Below are 14950 nucleotides of genomic sequence, written 5' to 3' on the forward strand. Positions count from 1 at the left end.
TCGACCCGGCTTGCGGAGTTGCCATATGACCGAGCCATGGACAGTCTCATCGAAACCTCGCGCTTGGCCGGCACGGCGCCGGACACCATTACCATTTCAAACGTCAACCTCTCGCTAGGCACCGGCGCGGCGCGGGTTCATATCCTCAAGGACATCAGCCTGCGGGTGGGACAGGGCGAGACGATCGGCCTGATCGGCCCCTCGGGATCGGGGAAGTCCACGCTGCTGATGGTGATGGCGGGGTTGGAACGTCCTGACCGTGGTGAGGTGGTGGTCAACGGCACGGCTTTCAATGCCCTCGACGAGGACGCGCTGGCCAGGTTCCGGGGCCGGCAGGTCGGCATCGTCTTCCAGTCCTTCCATTTGATCCCGACCATGACGGCGCTGGAGAACGTCGCCGTGCCGCTCGAACTGGCGGGTGATTCGGGAGCGGCCGAGCGCGCCGCGCGCGAGCTCGAACAGGTCGGCCTTGGCCACCGGCTGCATCACTATCCGACGCAGCTGTCCGGCGGCGAGCAGCAGCGCGTGGCGCTGGCCCGCGCGCTGGCGCCGGATCCGGCGATCCTGGTCGCGGACGAGCCGACCGGCAATCTCGACGAGACGACGGGACAGCAGATCGTCGACCTCCTCTTCACCAAGCATGCCGAGCGCGGCATGACGCTAGTACTGGTGACCCACGACAGCGGCCTCGCGCATCGCTGCGATCGTGTGGTGCGGCTGCGCTCGGGGCGGATCGAAGCCGACGGCGCGCACGAGCCCGCCGACGCATGAGCACATTGTCCGAACCGATCCCAGGCCGCCGCATCGCGGCGCTGCCGGTGCGCTACGCCCTGCGCGAGTTGCGCGGCGGCCTGCGCGGCTTCTACGTCTTCATCGCCTGTATCGCGCTCGGCGTGCTGGCCATCGCCGGCGTCGGCTCGGTGGCCGCGAGCCTCAATGACGGCCTCATCCGGGAGGGCCGCACGCTGCTCGGCGGCGACGTCGCGTTCTCGCTGTTTCAGCGCGAGGCCAAGCCGGAGGAGATCGCCTTCCTGCGCTCGCGCGGCGAGGTCTCGCTGGCGGCGACGTTGCGCGCGATGGTGCGCTCGGGCGATGCCAAGCTGGCGCTGGTCGAGCTCAAGGCGGTCGACAGCGCGTACCCGCTGCTCGGCAAGGCCGAGCTGCAGCCCGATCTGCCGTTCGCCGACATCCTGGCCGAGCGCGACGGCGCGTTTGGTGCCGCCGCCGATCCGGCCCTGCTGGCGCGCCTCGACCTGAAGGTCGGCGACATCGTCACCATCGACACGGTGCGCTTCCAGATCCGCAGCGCTCTTGCTGCCGAGCCGGACAAGCTGTCCGGCGGCATCGGCCTCGGGCCGCGCTTTCTGATCAGCGAAGCCGGCCTGCGGGCGACGCCGCTGCTGCAGCCCGGCAGCCTGGTGCGCTGGACCTACCGGGTCCGGCTGCCCGACAACGCGACCGACGACCGCGCCGCCGCGTCCTTCATCGCCGACACCCGCTTGGCCTTGCCGCAGGCCGGATGGGAAATCCGCAGCCGCAGCAATGCCTCGCCGCAGCTGGAGCGGACGATCGGTCGCTTCACCCAGTTCCTGACCCTGGTCGGCCTCGCCGCGCTGCTGGTCGGCGGGGTCGGCGTCGCCAATGCCGTGAAGAGCCATGTCGACCGCCGCACCGAGGTGATCGCGGCCTTCAAGGCGCTCGGCGCCACCAGCCGCGACGTGTTCGGCATCTACCTCGTGCAGGTCATGGTGCTGGCCACGATCGGTTCGATCATCGGGCTGTGCGCCGGTGCCGCCCTGCCCTTTGTCATCGTCGGACTGTTCGGCAAGATCCTGCCACTGCCGGTGATCGCGGCTGTTCACCCGGACGAGCTGGCGCTGTCCTTCCTCTACGGCCTGCTCACCGCGCTCGCCTTCGGGCTATGGCCGCTCGGGCGTGTCCGCGACGTGCCGGTCGCGGCGCTGTTTCGCGAGGCGGTCATCGCCGAATGGCACCGGCCGCGCTGGAGCTATCTGGCGCTGATCGCCGGCACCGTCGCGCTGCTGATCGCGGTCGTCATCGGCCTGTCCTACGACAAGAAGATCGCCGCGGTGTTCGTGGTGGCCGCCGCGCTCGTGTTCGTGCTGTTGCGGGGCATTGCCGCCGCCGTGATGGCGGTTGCGCGCACTCTGCCGCGCAGCCGCTTCCCGATGCTGCGGCTGGCCGTCAGCAACATCTATCGACCAGGCGCGCTGACGCCGTCGGTCGTGCTGTCGCTCGGACTGGGCCTCGCGGTGCTGGTCACGATCACCCAGATCGACGGCAATCTGCGGCGGCAGTTCATGGCGCAACTGCCGGAGCAGGCGCCGTCGTTCTTCTTCATCGACGTGCCCTCGGGCGAGGCTGACCGTTTCCGCGATTTCCTGAAGGGCCTTGCACCGCAATCCACCGTGGATGACGTGCCGATGCTGCGGGGCCGGATCGTCTCCGCCCGCGGGGTGCGCGCCGAGGATCTCAAGCCGACCTCCGACACCGAATGGGTGCTGCAGAGCGACCGCGGCCTGACCTATACCGGCGAGATCCCGAAGGGCTCCAAGGTCGTCGAGGGCGAGTGGTGGGGCGAGAGCTATGGCGGGCCGCCGCTGGTCTCGATCGAGAAGCGCATCGCCGATGGCCTCGGTCTGAAGCTCGGCGACGACATGGTCGTCAACGTGCTCGGACGCGACATCACGGCGCGGATCGGCAACATGCGCAGCATCGACTGGCAGGGCCTGGGCATCAATTTCGTGCTGGTGTTCTCGCCCAACGCCTTCAGGGGAGCTCCCCACACCCACGTCGCCACCCTGACCGAAGCGCGCTCCGATGCGGCCGAGGACGCCCGGATCATCCGCAAGGTGGCCGACGCGTTCCCCATGGTCACCAGCGTGCGGGTGCGCGAGGTGATGCAGACGGTCGGCGGGGTGGTCTCCAACCTGGCGCTCGCGATCCGCGGCGCCAGCGCCGTGACGCTGATCTCGGCCATCCTGGTGCTGGGCGGTGCGCTGGCGGCCGGTCACCGGCACCGGGTCTATGACGCGGTCATCCTGAAGACCCTGGGCGCCACCCGGATACGGCTGCTCGGCGCCTATGCGCTCGAATACCTCATGATCGGCTTTGCGACGGCGGCCTTTGGCGTCATCGCGGGGTCGGTATCGGCGTGGCTGATCGTGACGCGGCTGATGACCCTGAGCTTCGCTTGGCAGGCCGGCAGCGCCGCCCTGGTCGTGCTGGCGGCCCTGGTGGTGACCGTGGGCCTCGGCCTGGCCGGCACCCTGCTGGCGCTGAACCAGAAGCCGGCGACCGTGCTCCGCAATCTCTGAGCGCGGAAACCCTAAGGATTGTGCGCTCTTGCCGCACGGTTAACGCGTTAAATACGGCGCTAACGCGCGCGGAGCGACATTCAGCCGCGCGTGGAAGCTTGCACCGAATATGCTAGTTTCCCATTTAGGGAATGGGCTCAGAGAGCCACCAAAAAGATCTGCCGAAAGATGGCGAATTTGCCGATGACGCAAATTTAATATCTGTGGCGGCGGGTATGAGATAGGGTTTTTCGAGCGCCGGCCGAAGGTCCTGCCAGGACCGGAGCGCCGGACAACCAACGGGAATCGACCATGTCGGACCTCAACCGCAACTATGCTTCACCCTTTGGCCGGGTGGCCGGGCGCGCTGATGCCGCGACCGTCGACGCCGGTCTGCGCGCCTACATGCTGCGCATCTACAATTACATGAGCATCGGCCTGGCCATCACCGGCCTCGCGGCGCTCGGCGTCTACATGGCGGCAGTGACCGGCGATCCGGCGGCCGGCGTGTTCAAGTTCGGCAACGCCTACCTGACGCAGTTCGGCTACGCGATGTTCGTGAGCCCGCTGAAGTGGCTGTTCATCCTGGCCCCCTTGGTCATGGTGTTCGCGATCTCGGCCGGCATCAACCGCCTCGCGCCGTCGACCGCGCAGGTCCTGTTCTGGGTGTTCTCGGCCTTGATGGGCGTGTCGCTGTCGTCGATCTTCCTGGTGTACACCCACACCTCGATCGTGCGGGTGTTCTTCATCACCGCAGCGACGTTCGGCGCGCTCAGCCTGTACGGCTACACGACCAAGCGTGACATGACGGGCATGGGCTCGTTCCTGTTCATGGGCCTGATCGGCATCGTGCTGGCGAGCGTCGTGAACCTGTTCCTCGGCAGTTCGATGCTGCAGTTCATCGTCTCGGTGATCGGCGTGTTCGTGTTCGCCGGCCTCACCGCCTGGGATACGCAGCGGCTGAAGAACGAGTACATCTACGGCTACGCCTCCGCGGGCGGCGATATCGCCGAGCGCGCAGCGATCAGCGGTGCCCTGTCGCTGTACTTGAACTTCATCAACCTGTTCACGCTGCTGCTGCAGCTGCTCGGACAGCGCGACTGATCCAACCGCTCCTTCACGAGCGATCCTCAAAGCCCCGGCCTCAGCGCCGGGGCTTTTCGTTTGCGGACGGCCCATGACACGCCTCGCACTGACGCGGCCCCAGCCATGCCGGGAGCCGGATTGATCGCCGCCCGCGCCTTGGTATGGTTTGACCATGTCCGACATCGAAATTCGGCCCACCCTGGAGGCCGACCTTCCCGCCATCACCGCCATCTACGGCCAAGCCGTGCGCGAGGGCACGGCCACCTTCGAGCTCGACCCGCCGGATCTGGCCGAGATGACCCGCCGCTTCCGCGCGCTGAGCGACGGCGGCTTTCCTTACTTCGTCGCCCGGCTCGACGGACAAGTGGTGGGCTATGCCTATGCCGGGCCTTACCGGCCCCGTCCCGCCTATCGTTTCACCGTCGAGAACTCGGTCTATCTCGCCCCTGCCAGCCAGCGCCGCGGCATCGGGATGCGGCTGATGCGGCAGCTGATCGATGCGTGCGAAGCCCGGGGTTTCCGCCAGATGATCGCGGTCATCGGCGACTCCGCCAATGCCGGCTCGGTCGGTCTGCATACCGCCTGCGGTTTCGAGATGATCGGCACCCATCCGAGCGTCGGGCTGAAATTCGGCCGCTGGCTCGATACGGTGATGATGCAGCGGCCGCTCGGACCGGGCAGCAGCAACGTTCCGGCTTGAGCGGGCTGCAGTGATGTCCTGATGCCGCGCTCGCGGCGAAGCGCGCCGGGTCAGACCAGCGCCGGCTTCGGCGCGATCACCAGCAGCACACGCTCGAGTTCGTGGCCGCGGCGCAGGATCAGGCCGGTCGCCGAGATCACGCTGTACATGCCCTGCTTGCGGGCCAGGCGCGGGTCCTTCTCGATGCGGTAGAGGGGCACCTCGGAAGCACGGCGAAAGACGGAAAACACGGCGCGGTCGCGCAGGAAGTCGATCGAGTAGTCGCGCCATTCGCCGTCGGCGACCATGCGGCCATAGAGATTGAGGATGCGGTTCAGTTCGAGCCGGTCGAACGTCACCCGGGTGGGCGCCGCAGCCGCATTGCGGGCTGCCGCGCGGTTCTCGCTGGGATCGGCATCCTCCGGGGTGAGGTTCATGGGCGTCCTCCTGTCATCTATGTGACATGATCGCGCCAACCGCCCACGGCCGCAAGGGGCGGTTTTCATTGTTGATCTCGGCGCTCTCAGCCGAGGTGCGCGAGTTCCACGAACACGCAACCGTCACGGGATCGTTAGCAGAATCATAATCGCGCCGCCTTTCCGCCCAGCGACCGCCCCCGACGTTAGGCATAAGATTCGTGTGCGTTGGCCCGGTCCTTTCGGTTCCGGATTCCTCAGCCCCCAGCCCCCCGGGGTCGTCAGGATCGGGCCTATTCACAAGTAAAGGCAAAGGGCCAACGCGAGTTGGTCCTTTTGCTTTTTTGGCCTTGGTGCGAGGATTTGTGGCGTGCACCCGTCCGATGGACGTGACACGCCGAGCTCAGGTCAGCGAAAACGAAAGATCACGACGGCAGAGGATCAGCGCTCGGGACCCCGAGTCGTCGCTGACACGCGTCCGAGCAAGGGCAGCTCGGAAAAGGCGGCCCCCAGCATCGCCCCGGGGCGGTCACGACTGCCGTCCTGAACATAGACGACCGTACCATCGACGCCCTCGCGCGCGATCTTCTCCAGTGGCACGTTCCAGCTGACCGGAGCGCCATTCCAGTCGCCCAGCTTCAGAAGACTGCGAACGACGTTGTAGTAGGTCAGATCGCGGCCGCTGTTCTCACCGCGTCCGACCGAGACCGGGGCCACCCGGGTGATCGCGCAGATCCAAACCTCGCCGTGCCGGTGCGACATCCGGTCATTGGCAGCGTCCACGGAGACGGCGAGGACCTGGCCGTCGACCGACAGCCTCACCGGCAGCGACATCACGGTGCCGCCTTGGACGGTCTCCTCGATTGCACCCTCGATCGCCTCTCGATCACTGCCGATGACGTGCACCGAGCCGTTCACGACCGCCTGGGGCGTGTAGACCTCGCGGTCGCCTCGCGCCCGCGAATAGGCGCGTTGACGCGCCGTGAAGCGGGAGTCGGCGAGCGTATCCTTCCAGCCGAGATAGTCCCAGTAATCGATCGGCAGCGAGAGCGCGATGACCGTCGGATCTCTGGTCAAGTCACCGAGGATCTTGTCGGCCGGCGGACAGGATGAGCAGCCCTGCGAGGTGAAGAGTTCGATGACCGCACGCGGATCGGAAGAGGCAGGCCGGACGAAAGCGATGACAGCACAGACGCCCAAGGCCGCGCGTGACCACCACGACATCTGTCCACTCATCGCCACTGTCCTGTCTGGAACACTGTCAGCGCCTTGCCGCGTCAACGATCTGCGAAGCCGCCCTCGTAGTTAAAAGTCTGCAAACGCAAAGGAGGCGGCCTTTGTCATAGGCCGCCTCCTTCATCACCCGCTACTCACTTCAGAGTGAGCCAAACTGTCGCATCGCGCTTTGGTTAAGCGGCGAGCTTCCGCAGCACGTAGTGCAGGATGCCGCCATTACGATAGTAGTCCAGCTCGTCCAGCGTATCGATCCGGCAGAGCAGCGGCACCTGCCGCGCCGCACCGTCTGCCGAGACGATCTCGGCGGTCAGGGTCTGGCGCGGCTTCAGATCACCTTGGAGCCCCTTGATGGTGACCTTCTCGTCGCCCTTGAGGCCGAGCGAGGACCACGAGGTGCCCTCCTGGAAGGTCAGCGGCAGCACGCCCATGCCGACCAGGTTGGAGCGGTGGATGCGCTCGAAGCTCTGGCAGACCACGGCGCGGACGCCGAGCAGACGGGTGCCCTTGGCCGCCCAGTCGCGCGACGAGCCGTTGCCGTATTCGGCGCCGGCGAACACCACCAGCGGCACGCCCTCTTCCTGGTACTTCATGGCGGCGTCGTAGATCGACATCTGCTCGCCGTCGGGCCAGTGCTTGGTCAGGCCGCCCTCGGGAATGTTGCCGTCGGCGCCCTTGAGCATGAAGTTCTTGATGCGGATGTTGGCGAAGGTGCCGCGCATCATGATCTCGTGATTACCGCGACGGGTGCCGTACTGGTTGAAGTCGGCCGGGCGGACCTGGTGCTCGCTGAGGAACTTGCCGGCGGGCGAGGTCAGCTTGATCGAACCGGCCGGCGAGATGTGGTCGGTGGTGATCTTGTCGCCGAACAGCGCCAGCACGCGGGCCTCGACGATGTCCTTGATCGGCTCCGGCTCCTTCTTCATGCCTTCGAAATACGGCGGGTTCTGCACGTAGGTCGACGACATGTTCCAGCGATAGGTCTCGCTCTCGACGGTCTTGATCTTGCGCCAGTTGGTGTCGCCCTTGAACACGTCGGCGTAGCGCTTCTTGAAGATCGAAGCCTTGACGAACTTCTTGACGAAGTCGTTGACCTCCTTGGTCGTCGGCCAGATGTCCTTCAGGTAGACCGGCTTCTTGTCCTTGCCGATGCCGATCGGCTCGACCGCGAGGTCCTTGGTCACGGTGCCGGCCAGCGCGTAAGCCACGACCAGCGGCGGCGAGGCCAGATAGTTGGCCTGCACGTCCGGCGAGACGCGGCCTTCGAAGTTGCGGTTGCCCGACAGCACGGCCGCCGCGACGACGCCATTGTCGTTGATCGACTTCGAGATCTCCTCCGGCAGCGGACCGGAATTGCCGATGCAGGTGGTGCAGCCGAAGCCGACCAGGTTGAAGCCGACCTTGTCGAGGTCCTTCTGCAGGCCGGAGTTCGCGAGGTACTCAGCAACCACCTGACTGCCCGGAGCCAGCGAGGTCTTCACCCACGGCTTGGCCTTGAGGCCCTTGGCTGCGGCGTTGCGGGCCAGCAGGCCGGCGCCGATCAGCACGCTCGGGTTCGAGGTGTTGGTGCAGGAGGTGATGGCGGCGATGACGACGTCGCCATGGCCGATGTCGAAGTCCTTGCCCTCGACAGCGAAGCGCTGCTCGGCCGCATCCGGCTTCTTGTATTCGCCGGCCAGCGCGGTCGCGAAACCTTCGGCCACCGCGGGTAGCGCGATACGGCCTTCGGGGCGCTTCGGACCGGCCATCGACGGCACGACGTCGGCGAGATCGAGGTTCAGCGTCTCAGTGAACACCGGGTCGGCCGACTTGGCGGTGCGGAACAGGCCCTGCGCCTTGGCATAGGCCTCGACCAGCGCGACGCGCGGGCCCTTGCGGCCCGAGGTCTTCAGATAGTCGATGGTGGCGGTGTCGACCGGGAAGAAGCCACAGGTCGCGCCGTATTCGGGGGCCATGTTGGCGATGGTCGACTTGTCGGCGACCGAGAGATGGTCGAGGCCGGGGCCGAAGAACTCGACGAACTTGCCGACCACGCCGAGCTTGCGCAGCATCTGGGTGACGGTCAGCACCAGGTCGGTGGCGGTGACGCCTTCCTTCAGCGCGCCGGTCAGCTTGAACCCTACGACGTCGGGCAGCAGCATCGACAGCGGTTGGCCGAGCATGCAGGCCTCGGCCTCGATGCCGCCGACGCCCCAGCCGAGCACGGCGAGACCATTGACCATGGTGGTGTGCGAATCAGTGCCGACCAGCGAATCCGGATAGGCGACCTCGAAGGTGCCCTTGGTCCGGCCGACCGTCATCTTCTCCTTCTTGGTCCAGACCGTCTGCGCCAGGTATTCGAGGTTCACCTGGTGGCAGATTCCGGTGCCCGGGGGCACGACGGAGAAGTTCGAGAACGCCTTCTGGCCCCACTTCAGGAATTCGTAACGCTCCTGGTTCTGCTTGTACTCCTCGGCGACGTTCTTGCCGAACGCCTTGTTGTCACCGAAGTAGTTCACGATCACCGAGTGGTCGATGACGAGATCGACCGGCACCAGCGGGTTGATCTTCTCGGCATCGCCGCCGAGCGCCTGCATCGCGTTGCGCATGGCGGCGAGGTCGACCACCGCAGGGACGCCGGTGAAATCCTGCATCAGCACGCGCGCCGGACGGAAGGCGATCTCGTGCTCCAGCGACTTCTTGCGCAGCCATTTCGACACCGCGACGATGTCGTCCTTGGTGACGGTGCGGCCGTCCTCGTTACGCAGCAGGTTCTCGAGCAGCACCTTCATCGAATACGGCAGCTTCGAGATGTCCTTGAGACCGTTCTTCTCGGCTGTGGGCAAGCTGTAATAGATGTAGCTCTTCGTTCCGACCTTGAGGGTCTTGCGACACTTGAAGCTGTCGAGCGAGGTCATGCGTGGAAATCCCAATTGATCTGGATACCCGGAGGGGGTACTTGAGAACCGTCAGCGCGTGGCGCCGGATGGCTTGCAGCGGGCGATTGTGTGCTGCATCAAGGTCGGGCTTATAGAAGCTTTCTAGTTGCGCCGCCACAGCCACAAGCAAGCAGCGACGTGGCATCACCCACAAATTCTCACGCGCTAGCCATCAATTCCCTAGGGGCTGTCACAACGGACCATGCAGCTGTCTCCAACACAGTCTCCGAAGCTGTTCGGCAGCGACGTCCGCTGCGTGCGCGGCGGCCGCGAAGTGTTCGCAGGACTTGCGTTCGAAGCGACCGCGGGCGAGGCGCTGGCCGTGACGGGGCACAATGGCGCGGGCAAGACGTCGCTGTTGCGGCTGATCGCCGGCCTGCTGCTGCCGGCCGGCGGCACCATCGCCATCGAGGGCGGCGAAGGCGAGCTGACGGTGCCCGAGCAGGCGCATTATCTCGGCCACCGCGACGCGCTGAAGCCGGCGCTCAGCGTCGCTGAGAACCTGACGTTCTGGGCCGACTTCCTCGGCGGCGGCGTGTTGCGACCAATTCCGGATTGCCTGGCGGCGGTCGGCATCGCCCATGCGATCGATCTTCCCGCCGGCTATCTCTCCGCCGGCCAACGCCGCCGGCTGTCGCTCGCCCGCCTGCTCGCCGTGCCGCGCCTGATCTGGTTGCTCGACGAGCCAACCGCCGCGCTCGACGTCGCCGGACAGGCCATGTTCGCCGGGCTGATGCGCGAGCATCTCGCTGGTGGCGGACTGATCGTGGCGGCGACGCACGGCCCGCTCGGCATCGACACGCGCGAGCTGCGGATCGGGACATGAATTGATGGTGATGGGACAGGCAACTCTCTGCGGCAACATCGGTGCGCCCCCCTCCCCTTTGCGGGGAGGGGTCGGGGGTGGGGGTCCACAACGGCGGTCTCGCCCGGGGCTACCCCCCACTCCGACCCTCCCCCGCAAGGGGGGAGGGAGAGCAGCGAACTCGGAGCCGCGGGGTCGCTCCCAAACATTTCTCCGCAAGGCCCGCCCCGCATGACCGCCCTCGGTGCCCTCATCCGCCGCGACATCAGAATCGCGCTGCGCATCGGCGGCGGCGCGCTGATCGGCGTGCTGTTCTTCCTCACCGTCGTGGTGCTGATGCCATTCGCGGTCGGGCCGGACCTCGCGCTGCTGACCCGGCTCGGCCCGGCGATTCTCTGGCTCGGCGCGCTGCTCTCCAGCCTGCTCACCCTCGACCGCCTGTTCACCGCCGACCACGAGGACGGCTCCCTCGACCTGATCATCATGAGCCGGACGCCGCTGGAGCTCGCCTGCGCCGCCAAGGCGCTGGCGCATTGGCTGGCCGCCGGGCTGCCGCTGGTGATCGCCACGCCGGTGCTCGGGCTGCTGCTGAACCTCGACGCGACGGCGACCGGCGCGGTCGCGCTGACGCTGCTGGCCGGCACGCCGGCGCTGACCTTCATCGGCATGATCGGCGCGGCGCTGGCCGTGACCATGTCCCGCGGCGGCCTGCTGCTCGCCGTTCTGGTATTGCCGCTGTCGATCCCGGTGCTGATCTTCGGCGTCGCGGCCTCCCAGGCGGCCATCGTCGGCCCGCTGCCGTTCGGGGCACCGTTTTCGATCCTGTGCGCGCTGTCGCTGGTGAGCTTCGTGATCGGCCCGTTCGCGGCCGCAACCAGCCTGCGCAACGGCCTGGACTAACGGAACACCGGCGGGGTTTGACTCCGATCAACTCTTGCCGAGCCGCTTCGTGCTCATGGACTGCAACCGCTTCCGCCTTTAACAAGGTTCTCATGTCGCTGATCGACCTCGCCAATCCGACCCGGTTCCTCGCGCTGGCCGCGCGGCTGCTGCCGTGGCTTGCGCTGGTGACCGTGGTCCTGCTGGCCGCCGGCATCTACCTCTCAGCGCTGGCGCCGGACGACTACCAGCAAGGCGCGACCGTCAAGATCATGTTCATCCACGTGCCCAACGCGTGGCTGTCGATGTTCGTCTGGGGCGTCATGAGCATCGCCTCGCTCGGCACCCTGGTGTGGCGGCATCCGCTGGCCGATGTCGCGGCCAAGGCCGCCGCGCCGATCGGTGCCAGCTTCACCTTCCTGGCGCTGCTCACCGGTTCGCTGTGGGGCCGGCCGATGTGGGGCACCTATTGGGAGTGGGACGCACGGCTGACCTCGGTGCTGATCCTGTTCCTGATGTATCTCGGCCTGATGGCGCTGTGGCGCTCGGTCGAGGACCCGACGCGCGCGGCACGCGCCGCCGCCGTGCTGACCCTGGTCGGCGCCATCAACCTGCCAATCATCAAATTCTCGGTCGACTGGTGGAACACGCTGCACCAGCCGGCCTCGGTGATGCGCATGGGCGGGCCTGCGCTCGACAAGTCGTTCCTGATCCCGCTGCTGGTGATGGCGATCGGCTTCTCGTTCCTGTTCGTCACTCTTCACGTCGCCGCGATGCGCAACGAGATCCTGCGGCGGCGCGTGCGCAGCCTGCAAATGCTGCAGGCTCGTGCCTATGCCGGCAACGCGCCCGCGGGCAGTGCGACCAGCCAGATCGTGGGAGCGGCCTGATATGGATCTCGGCCCCTACACCTCCTTCATCGCGACCTCCTATCTCGCCGCCGCGCTCGTGGTCGTGCTGCTGATCGGCTGGATCGCCATCGACTACCGCATTCAGAAGGCGCGGCTGCGCGCGCTCGAGGACAGCGGCATCAGCCGCCGCTCCGGCCGCGCAGCGACGGATATCCAATGACTGACCAGCCGCCGCCGCGCCGCCGTTCCTTCCTGATGCTGCTGCCACTCGTGGTCTTTCTCGGCCTCGCGGCGCTGTTCTGGTTTCGGCTCGGCAATGGCGATCCGTCGCGGATTCCCTCCGCATTGATCGGGCGACCCGCGCCGGCCACACCGCTGCCGGCGCTGCCTGAATTGGCCAAGGACGGCACGGCGGTGCCCGGGCTCGATCCGGCCGCGCTCAAGGGCAAGGTCAGCATCGTCAACGTCTGGGCATCCTGGTGCGTGCCGTGTCACGACGAGGCGCCGCTGCTGGTCGACCTCGGCCACGACAAGCGCTTCCAGATCATTGGCATCAACTACAAGGACGCCGCCGACAATGCGCGCCGCTTCCTCGGCCGCTACGGCAATCCCTATGACGTCGTCGGCGTCGACGGCAACGGCCGCGCCGGCATCGAATGGGGCGTCTATGGCGTCCCCGAGACCTTCGTCGTCGGCCGCGAGGGCACCATCGTCTACAAGCTGGTCGGCCCGATCACGACCCAGAACATCGACGCGGTGCTGAAGCCGGAGATCGAGAAGGCGCTCAGGGCTGGCTCGTAAAGTCGGCTGTCGTTGCGAGCGATGCTGCGATACGGCGGACTCCACAGCGCGATGTCGGCCCTGCTCTCTCCTCCCGTCATTCCGGGGCGGCGCGAAGCGACGAGCCCGGAATCCATAACCACGAGCGGTCATGTGGCGAAGACCGGCGCCACGACCATCTCGCGTCACACACCGTTTCGTGGCTATGGATTCCGGGCTCACGCCGCTGCGCGGCGTGCCCCGGAATGACGGAGGAGAGACCGGAAGCCAGGCAATTCCGAGCGTCAGTTGGGACCCTGGATTGCTTCGTCGCTACGCTCCTCGCAATGACCGCGACTTGGGCAGCTACCCCTTGCTCACGTCCCCCTCCGCCGCATCGCTGGCTTCCAGCGAGGCCGGGTCAAGATGGTAGCGCTTGATCAGCGGCATCTGGGCGATGGCGAAGATCATGGTCAGCGGCACCACGCCGAAGGCCTTGAAGCCGACCCAGAAGTCGGTGCTCTGGGTCCGCCAGATGATCTCGTTCAGCACCGCCATTCCGGCAAAGAACAGCGCCCAGCGGAACGTGAGAATGCGCCAGCCCGCAGGCGTCAGATTGAACATCTGATCGAACATGATTGCGATGAAGGAGCGGTTGAACAGCAGCCCGCCGCCGAGAACGAACGCGAACAGGCCGTAGATGATGGTCGGCTTGACCTTGATGAAGGTCTCGTCGTGCAGCACCAAGGTCAGCGTTCCGAACACGATGACGACCACGGCGGTGACCAGCGCCATCAGCGGCACGTGCTTCGTCACGATGTAGGACGCGATCAGCGCCGCGATGATCGCGACCATGAAGGCGCCGGTCGCCGCGAACAGATTGAACTTGGCGTTGACGACGAAGAACACGATCAGCGGACCGAGTTCGGTCGCGAGCTTGAACAGCGGATGCGGCTGGGTCTTGTCCATTCCATGTCCTGTTGGCTGACGTCAGCGGCGACGCAGCTGGTCGTCTTCGATCACACCGCGCCGGAGCGGCGCGGCGGCGTCAATCCTCGATGCCGGCGATCGCGCGCGCGAAATCCTTGGCGGCGAACGGGGAGAGATCGTCGACGCCTTCGCCGACGCCGATGAAGTGCACCGGCAGCTTGAACTTCTCCGATAGCGCCACCAGGATGCCGCCGCGCGCGGTGCCGTCGAGCTTGGTCATCACCAGGCCGGTGACACCTGCCGTACGATGAAACGCCTCGACCTGCGACAGCGCATTTTGTCCCACCGTGGCGTCGAGCACGAGCAGCACCGCATGCGGCGCCGAGGCGTCGACCTTGCGAATGACACGCACCACCTTCTCAAGCTCGTTCATCAGCTCGGCCTTGTTCTGCAGCCGGCCGGCGGTGTCGATCAGCAGGATATCGCGTCCTTGCTCCTTGGCCGCGGTGATGGCGGTGAAAGCGAGGCTCGCCGAGTCGGAGCCTTGCGCCCCAGCGATGACAGGGGCCCTGGTGCGCTCGCCCCACACCTTGAGCTGCTCGATGGCGGCGGCACGGAACGTATCGCCTGCAGCCAGCATCACCTGCTTGCCTTCGGAGGCGAATTTCTGGGCGAGCTTGCCGATGGTGGTGGTCTTGCCGGAGCCGTTGACGCCGACGACGAGAACGACGAATGGCTTGTGGCCAGGTTCGACAACCAGCGGCTTCGCCACCGGCGACAGCACCTTCTCGACCTCGGTCGCGACCACCGCCTTCACCTCGTCGGCGCTGATCGCCTTGTCGTAGCGGCCGTGGCCGACGGCCTCGGCAATCCGCGCGGCAACCTGGGTGCCGAGATCGGCGCGCAGCAGCACGTCCTCGATGTCGTCCAGCATCGCGCGGTCGAGCTTGCGCTTGGTGACGAGATCGGCCACGGCCGTGCCGAGTGCGCCCGAGGTGCGCTTGAGGCCGGCCGACAGCCGCCGCCACCATGACAGCTTGGGTGTTTCGGAGGTGGTATCGTTCATGGCGTGGTGTT

Annotated in this window: 14 protein-coding genes; 9 read left to right on the plus strand and 5 right to left on the minus strand. The window is 66.4% G+C overall.

Annotated features, from left to right (window positions below; genetic code table 11):
* The first annotated feature begins 36 nt into the window (after positions 1 to 36).
* The 4 genes from ACQR07_RS30005 to ACQR07_RS30020 all read left to right on the plus strand — a co-directional run bounded on the left by ACQR07_RS30005 (position 37) and on the right by ACQR07_RS30020 (position 5103).
* Positions 37 to 771, plus strand: coding sequence for an ABC transporter ATP-binding protein (locus ACQR07_RS30005; RefSeq protein ID WP_434905687.1), 735 nt, complete (start codon positions 37 to 39; stop codon positions 769 to 771).
* Positions 768 to 3338 carry an ABC transporter permease gene (locus ACQR07_RS30010; protein WP_434905688.1) on the plus strand — a complete coding sequence of 857 codons (2571 nt, stop codon included), beginning with the start codon at positions 768 to 770 and terminating at the stop codon, positions 3336 to 3338. Before ACQR07_RS30005 ends, ACQR07_RS30010 begins: the two co-directional genes overlap by 4 nt.
* Positions 3339 to 3629: 291 nt before the next feature.
* Positions 3630 to 4421 carry a Bax inhibitor-1/YccA family protein gene (locus tag ACQR07_RS30015; protein WP_434905689.1) on the plus strand — a complete coding sequence of 264 codons (792 nt, stop codon included), beginning with the start codon at positions 3630 to 3632 and terminating at the stop codon, positions 4419 to 4421.
* A 154-nt stretch (positions 4422 to 4575) separates the two neighbouring features.
* Positions 4576 to 5103 (plus strand): GNAT family N-acetyltransferase, encoded by a 528-nt coding sequence (locus tag ACQR07_RS30020; RefSeq protein WP_434905690.1) that lies wholly within the window; start codon positions 4576 to 4578, stop codon positions 5101 to 5103.
* Between the two features lie 50 nt (positions 5104 to 5153).
* On the opposite strand, the gene ACQR07_RS30025 is transcribed toward ACQR07_RS30020, so the two are convergent.
* From ACQR07_RS30025 to acnA, 3 genes are all read right to left on the minus strand, one after another.
* Positions 5154 to 5519 (minus strand): DUF2794 domain-containing protein, encoded by a 366-nt coding sequence (locus ACQR07_RS30025; protein ID WP_257170057.1) that lies wholly within the window; start codon positions 5517 to 5519, stop codon positions 5154 to 5156.
* A gap of 420 nt (positions 5520 to 5939) precedes the next feature.
* Positions 5940 to 6722 (minus strand): DUF1223 domain-containing protein, encoded by a 783-nt coding sequence (locus ACQR07_RS30030; RefSeq protein WP_434905787.1) that lies wholly within the window; start codon positions 6720 to 6722, stop codon positions 5940 to 5942.
* A gap of 185 nt (positions 6723 to 6907) precedes the next feature.
* The gene (gene acnA / locus ACQR07_RS30035) at positions 6908 to 9628 is read right to left on the minus strand and encodes an aconitate hydratase AcnA (protein WP_434905691.1); all 2721 of its coding nucleotides are present in this window, start codon (positions 9626 to 9628) and stop codon (positions 6908 to 6910) included.
* 223 nt (positions 9629 to 9851) lie between these two features.
* Between acnA and ccmA the strand changes: the two genes are divergently transcribed.
* The 5 genes from ccmA to ACQR07_RS30060 all read left to right on the plus strand — a co-directional run bounded on the left by ccmA (position 9852) and on the right by ACQR07_RS30060 (position 12985).
* Positions 9852 to 10475 (plus strand): heme ABC exporter ATP-binding protein CcmA, encoded by a 624-nt coding sequence (gene ccmA, locus ACQR07_RS30040; protein ID WP_434905692.1) that lies wholly within the window; start codon positions 9852 to 9854, stop codon positions 10473 to 10475.
* 210 nt (positions 10476 to 10685) lie between these two features.
* Positions 10686 to 11354, plus strand: coding sequence for a heme exporter protein CcmB (ccmB, locus tag ACQR07_RS30045; RefSeq protein ID WP_434905693.1), 669 nt, complete (start codon positions 10686 to 10688; stop codon positions 11352 to 11354).
* 92 nt (positions 11355 to 11446) lie between these two features.
* Positions 11447 to 12223: a heme ABC transporter permease gene (locus tag ACQR07_RS30050; RefSeq protein WP_434905694.1), complete on the plus strand. Its 777-nt coding sequence runs from the start codon at positions 11447 to 11449 to the stop codon at positions 12221 to 12223.
* A gap of 1 nt (position 12224) precedes the next feature.
* Complete coding sequence (gene ccmD, locus ACQR07_RS30055; RefSeq protein WP_434866452.1) at positions 12225 to 12404, plus strand: heme exporter protein CcmD; 180 nt, start codon at positions 12225 to 12227, stop codon at positions 12402 to 12404.
* Positions 12401 to 12985, plus strand: coding sequence for a DsbE family thiol:disulfide interchange protein (locus tag ACQR07_RS30060; RefSeq protein ID WP_434905695.1), 585 nt, complete (start codon positions 12401 to 12403; stop codon positions 12983 to 12985). Before ccmD ends, ACQR07_RS30060 begins: the two co-directional genes overlap by 4 nt.
* Positions 12986 to 13309: 324 nt before the next feature.
* Here the strand turns inward: ACQR07_RS30060 and ACQR07_RS30065 are convergent, their stop codons facing one another.
* Together ACQR07_RS30065 and ftsY are read right to left on the minus strand one after the other, a co-directional pair.
* Positions 13310 to 13912: a septation protein A gene (locus ACQR07_RS30065; protein WP_434905696.1), complete on the minus strand. Its 603-nt coding sequence runs from the start codon at positions 13910 to 13912 to the stop codon at positions 13310 to 13312.
* 79 nt (positions 13913 to 13991) lie between these two features.
* Positions 13992 to 14939 carry a signal recognition particle-docking protein FtsY gene (ftsY, locus tag ACQR07_RS30070; protein WP_434866455.1) on the minus strand — a complete coding sequence of 316 codons (948 nt, stop codon included), beginning with the start codon at positions 14937 to 14939 and terminating at the stop codon, positions 13992 to 13994.
* Between the last annotated feature and the right edge of the window lie 11 nt (positions 14940 to 14950).

The sequence above is a fragment of the Bradyrhizobium sp. HKCCYLS20291 genome (assembly GCF_051167715.1).
GTDB lineage: Bacteria > Pseudomonadota > Alphaproteobacteria > Rhizobiales > Xanthobacteraceae > Bradyrhizobium.